Origin of the sequence: Paractinoplanes pyxinae, assembly GCF_026626335.1 — a bacterium.
Classification (GTDB): Bacteria; Actinomycetota; Actinomycetes; order Mycobacteriales; family Micromonosporaceae; genus Actinoplanes; species Actinoplanes pyxinae.
The window spans coordinates 29,817-49,051 of the sequence record NZ_JAPNTZ010000013.1 but is presented as its reverse complement, the minus strand read 5'-3'; the positions used below and the strand labels follow the sequence as shown (position 1 = coordinate 49,051).

Sequence of the window (19,235 nt, the reverse complement as noted above, 5' to 3'; positions counted from 1 at the left end):
TGCTTCTGAGCTTGAAGGAGAGAAGCGATGCGGGTGTTCCGGACCATCCTCGGCATGCTGGCGCTGACCATCGGTCTGCCGTCGCTGCTGGCCGGCGCGGGCCTGTGGGCTGCCATGCAGCACCGCGACGAGGGCGAAGCCTTCAGCGCGCGCCTGCAGCAGCTGTCCACGCCCGGCTACGCCCTCGTGGTCGACGACGTGGACGGGCTGCTGCGCTCCGACGCGCCGTTCACCCGCCTCGGCGACACCCAGCTGCGGCTGGTCGGGCAGACCCAGCAGGGCGCGGCGTTCCTCGGGCTGGCTCCGACCGAGGCGGTGCGGCAGTACCTGGCCGGGGTGCAGCACAGCACGGTTCGCACGGTCGACATCGGCACCGGCGCGCTGCCGGTCGCCACGACGGTCGTCCCCGGCACGTCGGCCCCCCGGCTGCAGCCCGGCCTGGCGCCGATCTGGACCCGGACGGACAGCGCCGGGCAGATCTCGTGGACGCCGTCCGAGGTCCGCGGCGGCCCGTACAGCCTGGTCATCATGAGCCCCGAGGCCACGCCGGGCCTGCAGCTGCGGACCAGGGCCGAACTGCGGCCGGGCTGGCTCAGCTCGAGCGCGTGGGGGCTGCTCACCCTGGGCACCCTGCTGATGATGGTCGGCATGACGATCCTGGCCTGGCCGCCGCGGCGACGCGAAATTGTGTACGTGGTGGAGCCCAGCCAGGTGCCGGAGCTCATGAAGGCCATCGGCGCCCCGATGCCGCTGCTGCCGTCCACCGGGCGCCCGGTGGGGGCGCACCGGCCGCGCTCGCTGGCCGACTCCCGCCCGGGCCCGATGCCGGCCGTCATGGCCTGGCCGCCGGCGCCCGCCCTCACCGCGGCGGCCGCCCCGCCCGCGATCTCGTCGCCGGCCGCCGGGCCCGGGATGCCGCCGGACCCGGCCGAGTACGCGGCGGCCACGGCCATCCCGGGGCGCCAGCCGGCGCCGGGGGAGCCGCTGCAGTTCATCGGGGCGAGCTCGCTGCCGTTGTCGGCGCCGCCCTCGCCCTCGTCCCCGTCCTTGTCCTCGTCCCCGCCCTCGTCCTCGTCGTCGGCGCCGTCGTCGGCGCTCTCGTCGTTCGCTTCGGAAGAATCGGCCGGGCGCCGTCCCGAGCGGGCGGCGAAGCGCCAGGTGCCGGTGCCGGGCGACATCCCGATGTTCCAGCCGTCGGCCGTCGAGGCCTGGGTGGCCGAGACGGCGCCGGTGCGGGCTCGCGAGACTGAGGCTCAGGCCGCGGCCCGGCAGGCCGAGGTGGCCCGCCGCCGAGCCGCCGCAGGTGCCGACCGGCCTGGCGCCGCGTCGCCGGCCTCCCCGCGGACCCATGTCCCGACCGCCGCCGGTGCTGCTCGCAACGCCGCCGCTGCGGCCGGGTCGGCTTCCGCTTCGGCCGGTGTCAGCGCTCCCGCTCGTGACGCCGCCGCTGCTGCTTCCGCCGCGGCTGGTGCCGGCGCTGCTCGTGATGCCGCCGCTGCTGCTTCCGCCGCTGCCGGTGCCGGTGCTGCTCGTGACGCTGTTGCGGCTGCTTCTGTCGATGGTGCGGTGGGCGCTTCGGCTCCCGCCGGAGCTGCTGGCGTCGCTACTCCGGCCACGTCCGCTACGGCCGGTGCGGTGGGCGCTTCCGCTCCCACCGGAGCCGCTACTCCGGCTACGCCTGCTACCGCCGGTGCGGCGGGCGCTTCCGCTCGCGCCGGAGCTGCTGGTGCTGCCGCCTCGGCCTCTCCTTCCGCCGCCGGTGCGGCGGCCGCCCGTGATGCTGTAGCGGCTGCTCACGTGTCGGATGCCGACGCTTCCCGCGTCGGTGCCGAAGCTGCTTCCGCCGCGGCCGGGTCCGTAGCCGTCGGCTCGGCCCGCGTCCCGTCCGAGGCCCAGGCCCCCGCCGGCGCCGCAGCGGGCGCGACGCCCGCCGAGCCGGCCGCGGCCGACGACGAGGCCGGCCACCCGATCGACGCCGTGGCCGCCGCCTACGCGGCCGGCGCCGCCGACGCCCGCGCGATCCGCGAGGACGCCATGGACGACGGCCGCGACCCCCGGATGGCCAACCAGAAGGTCTCCATGGTCACCGGCCCTCGGGCCACCGACTGGTCCGCGATGGGCATGCCCCGCACGCAACCCTCGGGCGCCGGCCGCCAGTCCCCGCCCCCGAGCCGTCCGGCCCCCGGCCGTCGTCCTTCCCCCGCGGACCGCCCCGGCCGCCCGGCCCCCACCGGCCGCGGCCCTTCCCCCGACCACACGCCGACCAACCCCAACTCCGAGAGCCCGACCGGCCCCGCACACCCCACACCGGCCAACCTCGCCGACCGCCCGACGCCCGAGGGACTTCGCCAGTCGCCCGGCGCGCCCCGCCGACGCTCGGCTACGGATGCCGCAGCGCACACTTCCACCGCGCCCGGCGCGGGCCAGCCGGCCGCCGGCGAACGCGAACTCGCAGAGCAGGCGGCCGCCAAGACTGACACCGAGCCGGCCACCCCATCCGCCAGTGGGGTCCGCCCGGCCACGGAGGCCGGCACCGAAGGCAACCGCCCGGTGCCGGCTTCCAAGTCGTCCACCGACGCTCGCAACCAGCCGGGTTCCACCCCCGCGGCCGACGTGGAAGAGGCCAGCCCCCGAGCCGACGTCACCGGCACCGAATCGGCGACACCCGACGACGCCGCCCGGCGGAACCAGCCAAAGGAAGGCGACGACTCCGGCCCCGGAGCCACCACCGCCCCGGCGCCCCCGCGCCCGACGATTCCCCGGCCACCGTCACCGACCCGGCCGATCGTTCCCTCACCGGCGCGCCCCGGCACCTCGGAGCAGCCCGCCCCCGCGAACGGCGTCCCGCCCAAGGGCGCGGCGCCGAACGGTGCCACTGCCGCGACCAACATGTCGCCCACCAACGGCACCACGCCCGACGGCCCGCTGAACAGCGGAAACGCCCAGGTCCGGCCCAGCACTCCGATCCCGGCCGCCGCGCCGACGTCGCCCGCACCCGCCGTCTCGGCCGAGACCAACGGCAGCGGCCAGGTCCGCCCCGCCGCTCCGATCCCGGCTGCCGCGCCGACCTCGCCCGCACCCGCCGTCTCGGGCCTGACCGGCGCGGCCGCCAACGCCGCAACGCAGCCTCCGGTGGCCGCCAACGGCCCGGCGCAGGCTCCGGCCGCGACCAACGGCGTGCCGCAGGCTCCGGCCGCGACCAACGGCGCGCCGCAAGCTCCGGCGGCCACCGACGGTGCGTCCCAGGCTTCGGCCGCCACCAACGGCGTGGCGCAGGTTCTGACCGCGACCAACGGCGCGCCCCAGGCTTCGGCCGCGACCAACGGCGTGGCGCAGGTTCCGGCCGCGACCGACGGTGTGCCGCAAGCTCCGGCGGTCACGAACGGCGCAGTGCAGGCTCCGGCGGCCACCAACGGCGTGCCGCAAGCTCTGGCGGTCACGAACGGCGTGTCGCAGGCTCCGGCTGTGACCAACGGCGTGCCGCAGACTTCGACCGTCGCCAACGGCGCGGCGCAGGGTTCGGCGGCCACCAACGGCGTGGCGCAGGTTCCGGCCGCGACCGACGGTGTGTCGCCGGCTCCGGCGGCCACCAACGGCGCGGCGCAGGCTGCGGCCGCGACCAACGGTGTGTCGGCGGCTCCGGCTGCCGCACCCACGTCGGCGGCCACGCCTGGCGGGGCCGGAAGCGACCGCGCGCACACCGACCAGCCGTCCGCCCTGACCGAATCGGCCGGCGAGCGCTCGTCCCTGTCGCCTTCGGCCGCCAATGGTCGTGAACCGGGAACGACCGGCGACAGCAGCGCGGTCAGCGGTGCTCCGTCGTCCACGACTTCGGTCGGTGGCTCGGAGTCGGCGACCGCCGCCTCTTCGGAGGCAGGCGAGGGCGACTCGGCCGAGGAACGTTCGGCAACTGTTTCTCTCCAGCAGCGGTCCGAGCTGGCCTCCGACGGCAGTCCGGCCGAGGACGCCGGAAGCGCGAAGGATGCCGAGGAAGAGCCGGTCGCGGCCGGTACCGAGCCGACGGCCGGGCGGCGATCCCGACTCGACTCCGAGCGCGACCTCATGGCGCAGGCCCAAAGCCGTACCGAAGGAGGGCCCACGTCCTCACTCGCGGGCCGCCTGCCCAGCGGCTCGTCGGGACGGCCGGCGCCGGCCGCCTGGCGCAAGGCCGCCCAGACGGTGGCGGCCCGCGCCGCCGCGGCCGAGGTCGGTTCCGAGCCGGCCGCCGACACGCTCGACGACGAGCCGGCCACGCCGCCCGCCAAGGCCACGAAGCCCAAGGCCAAGGCCACCCGCGCCCGGGTTACTAAGCCCAAGGCAGAGACCGAAACCGACAAACCGGCCGCCAAGTCCGCCACCGCAGCCAGGACGGCGAAGGCAGCCGCAACCAAGGCCGCGGCGGCCAAGGCGGCACCGGCCAAGGCGACGACTCCGGCCAAGCCCCGCTCGACGGCCAAGCCGGCCACCCCGGCCAAGCCCGCCGCGCGGTCCACCGCCAAGCCGGCCACCGGCATGACGCGCACACCCCGCCCGGCCGCCGACGTTCCGGTGCGCACCAGCACCGGAGCCATCCCGGCCAGCAGCGGCACCCCCGCCGGCTGGCTGGCGGCGTACCAAAAGGAAGCGGCCGAACTGCTGGAAGGCAACACCCAGCGACGCCGCCGCCGAATCACCACGACGGCCCCCATCGACCAGCCGGACGACGCCGGCCTCGACCAACCGCCGAGCCGCCGCCGTCCCGCCCCCGGAACACAACCCGAAGCCTGACCAACCCGACCGGGCCCTCCGCGCTGCCGACGCGGAGGGCCCTTTCGCTGCCCACCACCGGAACACTCGGCGCGAGTCCCCGTCGCCCGGCGCGAACCGCCCGACAGCGTCCGCTCTGGCGTCGCCACTGTGATCGGTCGGCGCGATCCGCCGGGGAGTATCCGGGTTGGTGCGGCGAGCCCGGTCGGCCGGCGCATCCGAGCGTTTCCCTTGTCTGAGCGTCGCTCCAGATCTTCGAAGTCGCCCTGCACGCGAGCGTCGCCCTGCACGCGAGCGTCGCCCTGCACGCGAGCGTCGCCCTGCACGCGAGCGTCGCCCTGCGCTCGAGCGTTGCCCTGCGCTCGAGCGTCGCCCCGGGCGCGAGCGTCGCCCTGCGCCCGAGGGTTGCCCTGCGCCTGAGCGTCGCCCTGCGCCTGAGCGTCGCCCTGCGCGCGAGCGTTGTCCCGCGCCTGAGCGTTGCCCGTAATCCCGGTGCCGACTCGCGTCTGTGCTTTGCCGTGGCCATCGCGGTGCGGGCGGGGGAGGAGGTGGTGTGACTAGCCGAAAGGGCCCTCCGCGCTGCCGACGCGGAGGGCCCTTTACCGGGGGAACGGAGTAACCGAAAGGGGGCTTCGTCCGTTAAGACCAGTTTAGCCCGTCAACGACCCGAGTGGGAAGTCATCGCCCGAAAGCGGGCAAAGCGCATCGCTGTGCGGAGCGTGCCCGGGAGGGTGTCTCGGAAAGACGTGACACCGGTCCATGCGTGCGCGGCGTAGGCTGTGCGGGTGGCTGATCATTTGGTGTGGATCGACTGTGAGATGACGGGCCTCGACCTGGGCAAGGACAAGCTCATTGAGGTGGCCGCGCTCGTCACCGATGCCGATCTCAACGTGCTGGGTGAGGGCGTCGACCTGGTCATTCATGCCGACGACGCGGCGCTGGACGCGATGCCGCCGGTGGTTCGTGACATGCACGCCAAGTCCGGTCTGACCGATGAGGTACGCCAGTCGGTGATCACCATGGCCGAGGCCGAAGAGGCCGTGCTCGCGTACGTCCAGCAGTTCGTGCCCAACCCCCGCACGGCGCCCCTCTGCGGCAACTCGATCGCCACCGACCGCGGCTTCCTGGCCCGCGACATGCCGGCGCTCGACTCGTTCCTGCACTACCGCATGATCGACGTCTCCTCGATCAAGGAACTGTGCCGCCGCTGGTACCCGCGTGTGTACTTCGGCCAGCCGGCCAAGGGCCTGGCCCACCGCGCCCTGGCCGACATCCGCGAGAGCATCCGCGAACTCGAGTACTACCGCCGCACGATCTTCGTCCCCCTCCCCGGCCCCGACGTCGAGTCCGCCAAGGCCATCGCCGCCGAACTCTGACGCCGCCGCCCGAAAAGCAGCCGGCCCGGAAAGCAGCCGGCCACAAAAGCGCCGGCCCACAAAAGCCGCCGGCCAGGAAAGCAGTCCGCCCGGAAAGCCGGAAAGCAGCCGCCCGAGCTGCGACAACCGGTCACCCGGCCGTGCCGGTAACCCGCTGGACGAGCACCGCCGGAGTTCGGCTATGCTTGTCCGGCACCACGGGGTTGGTTCCTCGTGCGCAATGGTGGTCGTAGCTCAGTTGGTAGAGCACCTGGTTGTGGTCCAGGGGGTCGCGGGTTCAAGTCCCGTCGATCACCCCATTGCAGTTATGAAAGGCCCGGTCGCGCAGACCGGGCCTTCGCCATGTCCGGGCCGGTAGGCAAGAGCTGCCCGAGGCGATCGCGGCGCCGGCATCCGGCAAGCCGGGGCGGCCGCTCGGTGGTGACCGGAGGTGCCGAGGTCCGGTAAGCCGGGGCCGCTTGGGGGCGATCGGGGTGCCAAGATCTGGTGGCCCGGAGGGAACCGGAGTGCCGAGATCCGGTGGCCGGCGACGATCGTGGCGCCGCATCCGGTAAGCCGGGGCCGCTTGTGGGGGCGATCGGGGTGCCGAGATCTGGTGGGCCGGAAGGAACCGGGGTGCCGAGACCCGGTGGCCGGGGACGATCGTGGCGCCGGGATCCGGTAGGCCGGGGCGGTTCGGGGGTGACCGGGGTGCCGGGGTCCGGTGAGCCGGGGCCGTTCCGGGAGTGACCGGGGTGCCGGAGTCCGGTGAACCGAGGCCGATCGAGGGCGATCGTGGCGCCTAAGCCGGGGCCGCTGAGGGCGACCGGGGTGCCAAGATCTGGTGGGGCCGCGGGTGACCGGGGGTCGGGATCCGGTGGCCGGCGCGGTCCCAACGGCGCGCTATTCGGTGGTCATGTCGGCGCCGACGGGGTCGTTGGTGGCCAGGAAGGTGGTGCGGGGCAGGGTGCCGGTTGTCGGCCGTGACGCCTCGGCTGTGTTGGGCGACGTCGACCGGAAGCGATCACTCGTCCAGGCCGCCTGCTGCCAGCTGTTGCCCTGGGCGGAAGAGTTCTGAGTCAGGCTCTCCTGGTCCTCGGCGTTGTCGACGGCGACGTTCGCGCGCAGCGTGGCCGGGCCGCCGGGCAGCGCGAACCCCGACCCCCGGTTGCGGTAGGCGGTGTTCCGTTCGAGCAGCAGGCCGGAGGTCGGCCCGGCGTCGTCGGTGAAGCCGTGGCCGCCGTTGTCCCAGGCCGCGTTGTTCCGCAGCCGGTGCGACGCCGGGTCGCCGGTCAGCACGAAGCCGTTGGCCCCGTTGTCGTACGACCAGTTCCGCTCGACCAGCACGGGGCTGTCGAACTTGAGGTCGAGGCCGGACGACTTGTTGCCGAAGAACCGGTTCCCGCGTACGACGTTCCCGGCCCCCGAGCCGAACTGGATCCCCAGTCCGATGCCGTCCGAGCCGGTGAAGTCGCTGTCCAGCACCTGGTTCCGCACCGTGCCGGAGTCGCGCAGCATCATCCCGGCCCGGGTGTTGTTCCGCAGGGTCAGCCGCCGGAACACGGTGTCGCGGCAGGCGGAGCAGACTAGCGCGTGCGACGGCGCGTTCCGGATTTCGAGGCCCTGCACGGTCCAGTACGCCGTTGTTTGTTCGATGGCCCAGTCGGTGTCGGGCAGCCGGGCCGCGTCCAGCACCGGCCTCTCGTCGCGGTAGTTGCTCAGGGTGATCCGCTTGGAGGCCGTGCCGTTGACCGATATTGATATCTCGGACGAGACGTCGTACACGCCGCCGCGCAGCGCGATGGTCTGCCCGGGCCGCACGACTTCGGCCGCCTTGTCCACTGTCGCGAGCGGCTGGCCGATCGTGCCGTCGTTCTTGTCGGAGCCGGTGGGTGCGACGTAGATGTCCGCCCGCTGCACGCCGAGCCCCACCACGGCCGGCCGGGTCGTCGGCGAGGCGGCCGGTGCGGCCGCCCGGCTGCGGGCCACCGCACCGGGTGCTGACGGGCGTACGACCGCCGGCGGCGCGATGGCGACCGGGGGCGCCGAAGGTGCCGGTGAGTAGTTCACTGCGTACACAATGCCGCCGCCGACCGCGACCGACGCGACCGCCGCCACGGCCAGCAGTTTGTGCGAGGCGACCGACGACACCTTCGCCACGACTCCGGCCGCGATGGCCGCCGGCACGGGCAGCGCCGCGATGCCGAGCAGCAGTTCCTCCGGCGCGACCAGGCCGTGCTGTCCGAGTGCGCACTGCGGACAGTCGCGCACATGCCGCACGAGCCGCTTGCGCCACAGCGGGCCGGCCACCCCGTTCCACCGCTTGATTTGCGCCATCAGCCCGGGGCAGCGGGGTCGGGCCCGCAGCGCGTGCACCACTCCGCGCGCCGCCTCGAGCTGCGCCTTCATCCGCTGCACGCGCACCGCCGCGTGCTTCGGCGGCACGTCCAGGGCGGCCGCCAATTCCGTACGCGTGAGTTCCCCCGCCGCCTCCTGCCACCACAGCCCGAGCAGCCGCCGGTCCTGATCGTCGAGCCACCGGGTCGCCTCGACCAGCTCGCGCCGCTGGTCGGCCACCACGAGTTCGGCCGTCGTGCGTTCGGCGAAGTCGCCGCCGGGGTCGGGCACGTCGGGCGGCGCCGGCACCGCTTGCGCCCGGCTGGTGCGGCGCGCCCGCAGGTGCAGCTGAATTTGCCGGTACGCGATGGCGACCAGCCACGACCGGAAGCGGTCAGCCTCGCGCAGTCCGCCGAGCCCGCGGACGGCCCGCAGCATCGTCTCTTGCACCACGTCGTCGACGTCCGGGTGCCCGTGCAACGCCCGCCCGATGATGTTGTAGATCAGCGGCAGGTGCTCGGCGATCAGCGCGTCCCGGGCCGCCACGTCGCCGGCCTGGGCCCGGCGCACGAGCCGGTCGACCTCTGGAGCCATCTGACTCTGTGTCACGGTCGGCTCCTTCGGCGTATCTATGATCATCCATTCGAAACGGCCTCGAAACGGGCGGCCCGATGCTGACACGGGCGCCGGGAGCTGTAAAGAGACGGTCCGCCGAACAAATTTTGGTGATTCCTGTTGTCGCCTCGCCGGCAACGCATCTACCAGGGTGCCGCCGATTCCCCACGGTGGCGACAGCAGTGCGTGACCATTCGGGAGCGCTCCCACAATGCGAGAGGACATTCCCATGTCCCGACCACCCCTCGCGAGAAAGGGCGTCGCCGCCCTCGCGATCGCCGTCCCCACCGCCGCCGTCATCCTCATCGCGATGCCGTCGAGCGCGGCGACCCTGCCCACCACCGGAGGCGCCTATCAGCTCAAAGTGACCAAGAGCGGCATGTGCGTCGACGTCCCCGGCGCCTCCACCGCGAACGGCGCCCTGCTCCAGCAGTGGGGCTGCACGTCGGGCGCCGGCTGGCAGCAGTTCAAGCTGGTCGCGGCCGGTTCCAACTACCTGCTTCAGAACGTCAGCAGCGGCAAGTGCATCGACGTACCCGGCGCCTCCACCACGAGCGGAACCCAGCTGCAGCAGTGGGGTTGCGCGAGCGGGCAGACGAACCAGCAGTGGCGCCTGGCCGCCAGCGGCGCCGACACGTTCCAGATCATCAACGTGGGCAACGGCCTGTGCATCAGCGACAAGGACGCGTCCACCTCGTCCGGCGCCGCGATCATCCAGGAGACGTGCACCGCCAACACCAACAAGCAATGGGCCTTCACGCCGGTCGGCGGAACCCCGACGGGCACGCCGAGCACGGCGACCGTCGCCAAGGACGGCACGGGCCAGTACTCGACCGTCCAGGCCGCGATCGACGCCGTGCCCGCCGGCAACACCACGCGGCGGGTCATCACGATCAAAGCCGGCACCTACCGCGAAATCGTCACGGTTCCGTCGAACAAGCCGTACGTGACACTGCAGGGCCTCGGCGGCAGCGCGAGCCAGACCGTGATCGTCAACAACCACAGCAGCGCGGGCGGTTACGGCACGTCGGGCAGCGCCACCGCCTTCCTCGACGGACACGACTTCGCCGCCTCGAATCTGACGTTCTCCAACGACTACGGCGAGGGCAGCCAGGCGGTCGCGGTCAACCTCAACGCCGACCGCTCGGTGTTCACCAACGTGCGCTTCCTCGGCAATCAGGACACGTTCCTGGTGAACAACAACCGGTCGTACGTCAGGAACTCGTACGTCGAAGGCACGGTCGACTTCATCTTCGGCGGCGCCACCACGGTCTTCCACGGCAGCACGATCCACGAGAAGCGCACGAGCGGCGGCCCGATCACCGCGGCCAGCACCGACGCCGCCAAGACGTACGGGCTGTTGTTCTACCAATGCACGATCACCGGCGCCGCCAACAACGTCACGCAACTCGGCCGGCCCTGGCGACCGAACGCGCAGGTGCTGTACCGCGAGTCGAACCTGAGCGCCACGATCAAGACCGCTCAGCCGTGGACCGACATGTCCGGCAACTCGTGGAAGTCCGCCCGCTTCCTCGAGTACAAGAACACCGGCTCCGGCGCCGGCACGAACAGCAACCGGCCCCAGCTCAGCGACGCGCAGGCCGCCACCTACACCCCGCAGAAATACCTGGCCGGCAGCGACGGCTGGAACCCGGTCGGTTGAGAGGGAACCCCATGAAGAAGAGAATCATCGCGGCCCTGAGCGCCGTCGTCGTCCCGGCCGCCGTGGTCGGCATCTCGGTGCTGCCGTCGGACGCGGCCGCCCTGCCCGCCACCGGCGGCACCTATCAACTCGCGGTCACCAAGAGCGGCAAGTGCATCGACGTGCCGGGCGCTTCGACCGCGAACGGCGCCCTGCTTCAGCAGTGGGGCTGTACGTCGGGTGCCGGCTGGCAGCAGTTCAAGCTGGTCGCCGCCGGTTCCAACTACCTGCTGCAGAACGTCAGCAGCGGCAAGTGCATCGACGTACCGGGTGCGTCGACGGCCAGCGGCACGCAGCTGCAGCAATGGGGTTGCGCGAGCGGGCAGACGAACCAGCAGTGGCGGCTGGCCGCCAGCGGCACCAACACCTTCCAGATCATCAACGTGGGCAACGGTCTCTGCATCAGCGACAAGGACGCCTCGACGGCGTCCGGCGCCGCGATCATCCAGGAGACGTGTTCCGCGAACTCCAACAAACAATGGGCTTTTCAGGCCGCCTCCAATCAACGGACCTGGCCGTCCACACCAGACGGATTCGCCTCGACCGGCGGCGGCACGACCGGCGGCGCGGCGGGTACGACGGTCACCGTGACCACGCTGGCTGATTTGCAGAAGTACGTCACCGCCACCGAGCCGTACGTCATCCGGGTCAACGGCGCGATCACCGTGACGCCCAAGGGAACCGAGCTCAAGGTTAAGTCGAACAAGACGATCGTGGGCGTCGGCACCAGCGGCCACATCGTCGGTGGCGGGTTCTTCCTGGGCGAGGGCGTGCGCAACGTCATCATCCGCAACCTGACGATCCGCGACACCGCGATGCCCGACGACGACCCGGACGACAAGGTGTACGACTACGACGGCATCCAGATGGACACGGCCGACCACATCTGGATCGACCACAACACCATCACGCGGATGAACGACGGCTCGATCGACAGCCGCAAGGACACGACCTATCTGACCGTGTCGTGGAACGTGCTGTCGAACAACAACAAGTCGTTCGGCATCGGCTGGACCGACAACGTGACCGCGCGGATGACGATCCACCACAACTGGCTGCACGACACCAACCAGCGCAACCCCAGCGTCGACAACGTCGCGTACGCCCACCTCTACAACAACTATCTGCAGAACATCACGTCGTACGGCAACCTCTCGCGCGGCAGCACGAAGCTGGTGCTCGAGAACAGCTACTTCGACAACGTCAAGAACCCGTACTACAACGACACGTCGGCCGCCCAGCTCAAGCAGAGCGGAAGCATCGTGGTGAACAGCTCGGGCAAGCAGCAGACCAACGGCTCCGCCTTCACGCCGAGCAGTTATTACTCGTACGCGTTGGACCCGGCCGCCGACGTGCCGGCGCTCCTCAAGACGTATGCCGGACCGCAGGCGAACATCGGCCAGTAGCCCAGGATCGGCCGGCCGGGGTTGGGGAGCCCCGGCCGGCGCCCGAAATGGCTCAGGCTCCGTGATAGAAGTACTGCCCCAGCCCGACCGTGAAGATCGTGATCCCGTACAGGGCGTGCTCGACCGACACCACCAGCAGTGACCCCGTCTTCTGATAGCGCCGCGCGAAGAGCCAGCCGCCGATGACGGTGGCGACGACGGCGATCACGTTGCCGAACAGCAGATGCGCGAAGCCGAAGGCCACCGCGCTCGCCGCCGCGGCCCGCTTGCCGCTGCCGAACACGTCGCGATACCGGTGCAGCAGGAAGGCGCGGTACAGCAGCTCCTGCGGATAGACCGACACCAGCGGATAGAACACGATGATCAATAGCCACAGCCCCGGGTTCTCGCGCGGCAGCACGAACAGGTTGTCCCGGTCGAACAGGGCCATGGCGGCCACGGTCAGCACCGAGACGACCGCCCACAGCCCCACCACGCCCCGGAAGTCCCGCGGCCCGGCCAGCCCGACCTTCTGCCGCCGCAGGTAGACGACGATCAGCGCCCCCGCCACCAGCAGCACAGGAATCGGCCCGCCCGGCACGTCGACCGCAATGTAGATCCCGACGAGCCCGAAGAAGAGCAGCAGATACTCAGCGAACCGCACGCCGGTGACGCTAGGCAGGCCAGATGGACAGCATTCGGCCGTGGGATGAGCATCCGGCACCGGCCCGGCCGGAATAACCTCAAATACGACGTAAGCTCACCTTTTCCGGCATATCTTTCGAGGGGTGTCCGGCTTCTTCGCCCGCGTCGCGGCTCTCGTCGTGCTCACCGCGACGTGCCTGCTGCTTCCGGTGACGCTGCCGGGTCTGCGGCCCGAGGCGACCGCGGCCACCGTCTGCCCGGCCGCGGTGGCCCTGGTCAACGGCGACTTCGAGCTGCCGGTGATCAACGCGGCGTCGATGTCGCTGATCAGCGAGGGCAACATGCCGGGCTGGAAGACCACCGCGCCGGACAAGGTGTTCGAGCTGTGGCGCGAGGTCCGGATGGACGTCAACGCCGGCTCGCGGTCCCAGTTCGTCGAGCTGAACGCCAACTTCGTCTCGACGCTGTATCAGGACGTGGCCACCACACCCGGCCAGCCGTTGCGGTGGGAACTCAAGCACCGGGGCCGCCTCGGCGTCGACGTCATGGCGGTGAACATCGGTCCGCCCGGCGGCACGCTCGTCCAGCAGCGGCAGATCTCCGACGGCCAGGCCTGGGGCACGTACTCGGGCACCTACACCGTGCCGGCCGGGCAGACCACCACCCGGTTTGCGTTCGAGTCGGTCTCGGCCGCGCAGAACAAGCCGACCTACGGCAACTTCCTCGACGGCATCTCCTTCGGCACCGCGCCCTGCCTGGTCACCACCACCGCCGTCTCGAGCGCCGCGGCCAACGTGGGCGACGTGCTGACGTACACCGTCACCGCCCGCAACGACGGCGGCAACCCGGCCCGGCTCAGCGTGCTCAGCGACGACCTGCCGGCCGGCCTGACCTTCGTTCCCGGCTCGATCCGGTCGGTCAACGGGGCGACGAGCAGCACGGTCACCGACGCGGCGGACAGCGACACCGGGGAGTACGACGCTTCTTCCCGTACGGTCACCGTGCGCGGCGGAGTGGGCGCGGGCTCAATCGCCGGCGGCGCCATCCCGGTCGGGGAGAGCCGCTCGTTCACCTATCAGGCCCGGGTGACCTCGGCCGCGGCCGCCTCGACGATCAGCGCCGACGCCCGCTCGGCCTACACCGACGACATCAGCGGCAGCCGGCTGGCCTCGATCTCGAACACCGTCACGACGGCCGTCGCTGCCGCGGCCGACCTGTCCGTCGCCGCCGTCGTCGCGAGCCCGGGCGTGGTGGCGGGCCGCCGCGCCATCACGAATCTGACGGTCAGCAACGCCGGGCCCAGCGCCGCCACCGGGGTGCAGGTGACCGCCCAGGTGCCGCCCGGCATCACGAACGTCACCGCGAGCACGCCCCAGGGCAGTTGCACGGTGAGCGGGTCGACCGCCGTGTGCACCGTCGGATCGCTGGCTTCCGGCGCCACGGCGACGATGGCCGTGGCGGGCGACGTGCCGGCCGGCGCCACCCCCGGCGCGCAGGCCACCCTGACGGCCTCGGTCGCGAGTACGACGTACGAGCTGAATCAGGCCGACAACGCGGCCTCGGTCAGCGCTGCGGTCGTCACCCAAGCCGACCTCGGCGTGACCCTGGCCTATTCGCCGCCGACGCCGGTGGCCGGCGGCACGGTCACCTACACCGCCACCGTCACCAACGCCGGCCCGTCGCTCGCCCGCACGATCGTGCTCACCGACCCGATCGCCACCGGATCCACGTACGTCAGCGCCACCACCGACGGCAGTTGCGCCCTCGGCTCGACCGGCACTGTCGAATGCTCGCTGCCCGACACCGATCCCGGCACGAGCCAGACGGTGACGATCGTGGTGAAACTCGACCCCGGCGGCACCGGAGCGATCAACAACGCTGTGTCAGTCAGTGCGGCCACACCGGATCCCGTGGTGGGCAACAACAATTACTCGGTGCAGTCGGCGGGCACCTCGGTGGCCGACGTCGGTGTCGCGCTCAGCCTCGCCGCGAACACGGCCTCGCCCGGCGACACCGTGCCGTTCACGCTGGTCGTCACGAACAACGGACCGTCGACGGCCACCAACGTCTCGTTCAACACCGTCGTCCCGCCCGGCTTCACGATCGTGCGGCCGAGCAACCCGTACTGCACACCGACGGCCTGCACCCTGCCCGCGCTGCCGGCCGGGGCCGTGGTGAGGATCCAGGGCGACGCGGTGGTCGGGGCCGATGCGGCGGCGGGTGTGCAGCAGGCCAGCACGACAGTCATCTCGCCGACCACCGACGACCGGGCGGCCAACGACACCGACACGGTCACCTTCACGATCGTGCTGAAGGCCGATCTGGCCGTCGCGCAGACGCTGACGAACGCGGGCGGCGGCGCCGTCCTGGTCGCCGGTCGTTCCGTACGGGGGGTCGTGACCGTCACCAACGCCGGGCCCACCCGGGCCGACGGCGTGGCGCTGCGCCAGCCCGTCCCGGCCGGTCGGCGCATCCCGGCCGCGAGCCCGTCCGGCGGGTCGTGCGCGTACCAGGGCACCGGCAGCCCCGGCGGAATCAGTCCGGACGGCGGCCTCTACCTCTGCACGCTGTCCGCGCTGGCCCGCTCGGCGGCGTGGACGGTGACCTTCGGCGACGTCGTGCTGCCGCCGGGCTATGCGGGATCCAGCTTCGCCCGTACGGCGTCGGTCTCGTCCTCGGCGCCGGACCCGGACGCGTCGAACGACAGCGTGACCACCACGGCCACTGTCGAACACCGGGCCGATCTGAGAATCACGAAGACGACCTCGACGCCGTCGGTGGTGCAGACCGATTCCGTGGCCTTCCGCGTCACCGTCGAGAACCTTGGCCCGTCCGACGCCGACGCGGTCGTGACGCGCGAGGAGCCTTCGGCCGGATTGCTGCTGACGGCGGGCACGGCGACCGCCGGCTCGTACGATCCGGCCGGCGTGTGGCGGCTCGGGTCGCTCGCGGCGGGAGCCACCCGAGCAGCTCGACGTGGCCGGTGAGGCCGAGGGCGCCGGCACCCTGAGGAACACGAGCCGGCTCGTCTCCTCCGGCAGCATCGACCCGGAGCCGTCCAACGACAGCGACACCGCCACGGTCACCGCCGACCCGGCCGCGCCCGCGCTCCACCTGGAAGTCACCACGGCCGTCGTGCCCGCGTCGGCCGCCGGGGCGGGTGCGGGCGACACCATCACGTACGGCTACCGCGTCACCAACACCGGCAACCTCGAGATGACCGGCCTGGCCGTCATCGGCACCCGCGGCGGCCCCGGCGCCTGCGGCACGACCACCCTGGGGCCCGGCACCACGACCACCTGCACCGCCGGTTCGTACGTGGTGACCTCGGCCGACGTGACTGCCGGGAACCCGATCACCGACGTCGCGACCGCCACCGCCGGGAACGCGACGACCACCGGCCCGGTGCAGTACGCCCAGGTGACCGCGGGAGTGCCGCTGGCCGCCGCCTGGCCGTCGCTGGTCGTCCTGGTCACGCCCACGGTCAGCGCCCCGAGCCGGCAGAACGCGGCCGCGGCCGGCGACACGATCGACTACCGGTACACGGTGGTCAACAACGGCAACGTGGCCATGGAGTTCCTCGGGCTCAGCGACACCCTGGGCGGCGGTGTCTCGTGCCCGGCGACCACGCTGGCCATCGGCGACACGATGACCTGCACGTCGGTGTCGGGGTACGTCGTACGCCAGGCCGACCTCGACGCCGGGGGAGCGGTGACCGACGCGGCCACCGTGACCGCGCGGCCGGCCGGGTCGCCCACGCCCCGCTCGTACGGACCGTTCGGCGCCGACGTCAAAGTCGCCGCGCCCGCGCCTGCCCTGACCGTGCGGGTCACGGCCGACCCCACCGGCCCGGTCGCGGCCGGCGACCGCATCGCCTACCGGTACGAGATCACCAACCGGGGCAACGTCACCGTCGACCGTCTGCTCGTCACCGACGAGATGATCGCGACCATCGCCTGCCCGGTGACCGCGCTCGCCGTCGGCGCGGCCGTCGTCTGCACCTCGGCCGGCGACTACCAGGTCACCCAGGACGACATCGACGCCGGCGTGCTGATCATCAACGACGTGCTGGTCGAGGGGCACGGCGTCACTCCGGGCAGTCCGCGGACCACGGCCGAGCATTCCGCGCGCGTGCCGGTGGTTCCGGCCGATCCCGCTCTGCGCGTGACGATCACGCCGTCGGCGCCGTCGCGCGGGCTCACGCTGGGCGACCGGATCACCTACGCCTACACGGTGCGCAACACCGGCAACGTGACCATGAGCGAAGTGACGGTGAACGACTCGCGCCTCGGCGTGGCCACCTGCCCGGCCGCGGCCGTCGCGCCCGCGGTGGCGATGACCTGTGCCGGTGCCTCCGCCTACGTGATCACCCAGGACGACGTGGACGCGGGCGGGACCATCGCCTCGACCGCGCGGGTGCTGGGGCGGGCGCCGGCCGACCCGGTATCCCGCGCGTACGACACGGCGACCGCGAGCCTGCCGCTGGCCTCGGCCGGCGGGTCGCTCGTGCTCACCGTGACGCCGGTCGTGACGCCCGCCGCCCACACGACGGCGGTCGAGGCGGGCGACCAGATCGGCTATTCCTACCGGGTACGCAACACCGGCCGGGTGACGATGCGGGACATCACGGTCGACGACGACACCCTGGGCCCAGCCGCCTGCACTGCCGGCACCCTGGCTCCGGGGGCGTCGACGTCCTGCGCCTCGCCGGCGACCTACGAGGTGCGCCAGGTCGATGTCGACGCGGGCGAGGCGATCACCACCGACGCCTACGTGTCGGGCCGGCTGCCCGGCGGCGCGGTGGTCACCTTCGGCCCGGCCACCGCCGCGGTCGCCGTGCTCGCCGCCGCCCCCTCGCTCACAGTCAACGGGGTGGCGAAGGTCAGTCCGGTGGCCCGCCAGTACGCGGCCCGGGCCGGCGACACGATCGCCTACACGTTCGAGGTGGTGAACTCGGGCAACCGCACTGCCACCGGCATCGTCGTCACGGCCGTCCGGTCCGGGACGGCCCGGTGCCCGGCCACCACACTGGCCGTGCGGGCCACGATGACATGCACCGGCGGCGCCGAAGTCACCGTTCGCCAGTCCGATGTGGATGCCGACGGGCCACTGGTCGAATCCGTCTCGGTGAACGGGTTCGGGCCGTTCACGGTGGCCGTCCCGCTTCAGAAGGCCACGCCGGCGCTGCGGATCGTCGCCGCCGCCACGGTCACGCCGCCGGGCCACCGATCCGGGGTCGCGGCCGGGGACACCGTCGAGGTGTCATATCGCCTCACCAACACCGGCAACGTGACCCTCACGGCGGTGACCGTTCCCTCGGCGACGTGCCCGATCACCGCGCTGGTGCCGGGCGCCGCTGCCACCTGCCCGGCCGACGCCTCCTATCCCGTACGGCAAACCGACGTAGACAAGGCCAAGCCGTTGACGTTCGCCGCCACCGCGTCGGCGACGGGGGCGGGCCGGCGTCTCACCTTCGGGCCGGCCTCGGTGTCGGTGCCGCCCGTCGCCCTGCGGCCCCGGATGACCGCCGCCCAGACCGCCACTTGGGCCGACCGGGACGGCAACGGCGTGCTGAGCATCCGCGACGACGTGGTCTCGACCGTCCGGGTCACCAACACCGGCAACGCCACACTGGTCAACGTGCGGGTGGACGGCATCCCGGCCAAGGTCACCTGCGACCCGACCCGTCTCGCCCCCGGCGCCCAGGCCACCTGCGTGTCCGAGCCGTACCACCTGACGGCGGACGACATCGCGCGCGGCCACCGCACCTATGAGGCCCGGGTGACCGGCGACGTCGAGTCCCGGCCCCGGCCGGCCCAGGCCCACGCCCCCTCCACCGTGGTCATCCCGGCCGACGACCCGGGTGGCACTCCCGGCCACTTCCCGGTGACCGGCCCCGACGCCGCCCGCCTGGCCCTGGCCGGTGCCGCGGTGCTGACCCTCGGCGTGGCCCTCATGCTGCTGCTGACCTACACCCCGCCCCCGGAACGAACCGCCGTGCCCCTCTACCGCGACCACACCGGCCAGTGGCGTCCCGCGCTTACGCTGCGCAGTTAGGAACCGCGACCGGAAAGGCGGGCAGAGATGGAGATCGGACCAGGAATCCCCGTGCTGCGGGTCGAGTCGATGGCAGCCGCCCTGCCGTTCTACGTCGACCGGCTGGGCTTCGAGGTCGACTGGGAGCACCGCTTCGCCCCCGGCCTTCCCCTGTACGTGCAGGTCTCCCGCGCGCAGACGGTGTTCCACCTGTCCGAGCACCGAGGCGACGGCACACCCAACAGCGTCGTGTGGATCCCGGTCACCGACGTCTACGGCCTGCACAAAGAGTTCGCCGAGAAGGCGGGCGGCCACCTCCCGCACGAGATCGAGCCTGACTCACCCGGCGGCCCCACCTTCGAGGTGGTCGACCCCACCGGCAACGTCCTCCGCTTCGCCCAGCCCCAGTCCTGA

Annotated in this window: 9 protein-coding genes and 1 tRNA gene; 8 read left to right on the top strand and 2 right to left on the bottom strand. The window is 72.2% G+C overall.

What is annotated here, in order from left to right; translation table 11 throughout:
* Positions 1 to 27 precede the first annotated feature (27 nt).
* The 3 genes from OWR29_RS32695 to OWR29_RS32685 all read left to right on the top strand — a co-directional run bounded on the left by OWR29_RS32695 (position 28) and on the right by OWR29_RS32685 (position 6,421).
* Entirely contained in the window at positions 28 to 4,767 is a 4,740-nt protein-coding gene (locus OWR29_RS32695; protein ID WP_267567242.1) for a YML083C domain-containing protein, read from the top strand.
* Between the two features lie 758 nt (positions 4,768 to 5,525).
* Positions 5,526 to 6,122, top strand: coding sequence for an oligoribonuclease (gene orn / locus OWR29_RS32690; protein WP_267567241.1), 597 nt, complete (start codon positions 5,526 to 5,528; stop codon positions 6,120 to 6,122).
* A 223-nt stretch (positions 6,123 to 6,345) separates the two neighbouring features.
* Positions 6,346 to 6,421 (top strand) — tRNA-His (locus OWR29_RS32685).
* A gap of 583 nt (positions 6,422 to 7,004) precedes the next feature.
* Here OWR29_RS32685 and OWR29_RS32680 read toward each other — a convergent pair.
* On the bottom strand, positions 7,005 to 9,047 hold the full coding sequence (locus OWR29_RS32680) for a sigma-70 family RNA polymerase sigma factor (RefSeq protein WP_267567240.1): 2,043 nt from the start codon (positions 9,045 to 9,047) through the stop codon (positions 7,005 to 7,007).
* Positions 9,048 to 9,282: 235 nt separating this feature from the next.
* Here OWR29_RS32680 and OWR29_RS32675 point away from each other — a divergent pair, with 235 nt between their 5' ends.
* A complete protein-coding gene (locus OWR29_RS32675) occupies positions 9,283 to 10,716 on the top strand; it encodes a pectinesterase family protein (RefSeq protein WP_267567239.1) in 1,434 nt (477 codons plus the stop codon).
* Between the two features lie 11 nt (positions 10,717 to 10,727).
* Complete coding sequence (locus OWR29_RS32670; RefSeq protein WP_267567238.1) at positions 10,728 to 12,161, top strand: RICIN domain-containing protein; 1,434 nt, start codon at positions 10,728 to 10,730, stop codon at positions 12,159 to 12,161.
* A 52-nt stretch (positions 12,162 to 12,213) separates the two neighbouring features.
* Here the strand turns inward: OWR29_RS32670 and OWR29_RS32665 are convergent, their stop codons facing one another.
* Complete coding sequence (locus tag OWR29_RS32665; protein ID WP_267567237.1) at positions 12,214 to 12,804, bottom strand: CPBP family glutamic-type intramembrane protease; 591 nt, start codon at positions 12,802 to 12,804, stop codon at positions 12,214 to 12,216.
* Between the two features lie 124 nt (positions 12,805 to 12,928).
* On the opposite strand from OWR29_RS32665, the gene OWR29_RS32660 reads away from it, so the two are divergent.
* The 3 genes from OWR29_RS32660 to OWR29_RS32650 are packed head-to-tail and all read left to right on the top strand — an operon-like array spanning position 12,929 to position 19,235.
* On the top strand, positions 12,929 to 15,772 hold the full coding sequence (locus OWR29_RS32660; protein WP_267567236.1) for an NEW3 domain-containing protein: 2,844 nt from the start codon (positions 12,929 to 12,931) through the stop codon (positions 15,770 to 15,772).
* Positions 15,762 to 18,842, top strand: coding sequence for a CLIPPER-2 domain-containing protein (locus OWR29_RS32655; RefSeq protein ID WP_267567235.1), 3,081 nt, complete (start codon positions 15,762 to 15,764; stop codon positions 18,840 to 18,842). The genes OWR29_RS32660 and OWR29_RS32655 overlap by 11 nt, the downstream gene beginning before the upstream one ends.
* 27 nt (positions 18,843 to 18,869) lie before the next feature.
* Entirely contained in the window at positions 18,870 to 19,235 is a 366-nt protein-coding gene (locus OWR29_RS32650) for a glyoxalase superfamily protein (RefSeq protein WP_267567234.1), read from the top strand.

Excerpts from the sequence above, each read along its gene's own strand:
- OWR29_RS32695 (WP_267567242.1), top strand. The coding sequence starts at position 28 with ATGCGGGTGTTCCGGACCATCCTCGGCATGCTGGCGCTGACCATCGGT.
- OWR29_RS32675 (WP_267567239.1), top strand. The coding sequence starts at position 9,283 with ATGTCCCGACCACCCCTCGCGAGAAAGGGCGTCGCCGCCCTCGCGATC.
- OWR29_RS32650 (WP_267567234.1), top strand. The coding sequence starts at position 18,870 with ATGGAGATCGGACCAGGAATCCCCGTGCTGCGGGTCGAGTCGATGGCA.
- OWR29_RS32670 (WP_267567238.1), top strand. The coding sequence starts at position 10,728 with ATGAAGAAGAGAATCATCGCGGCCCTGAGCGCCGTCGTCGTCCCGGCC.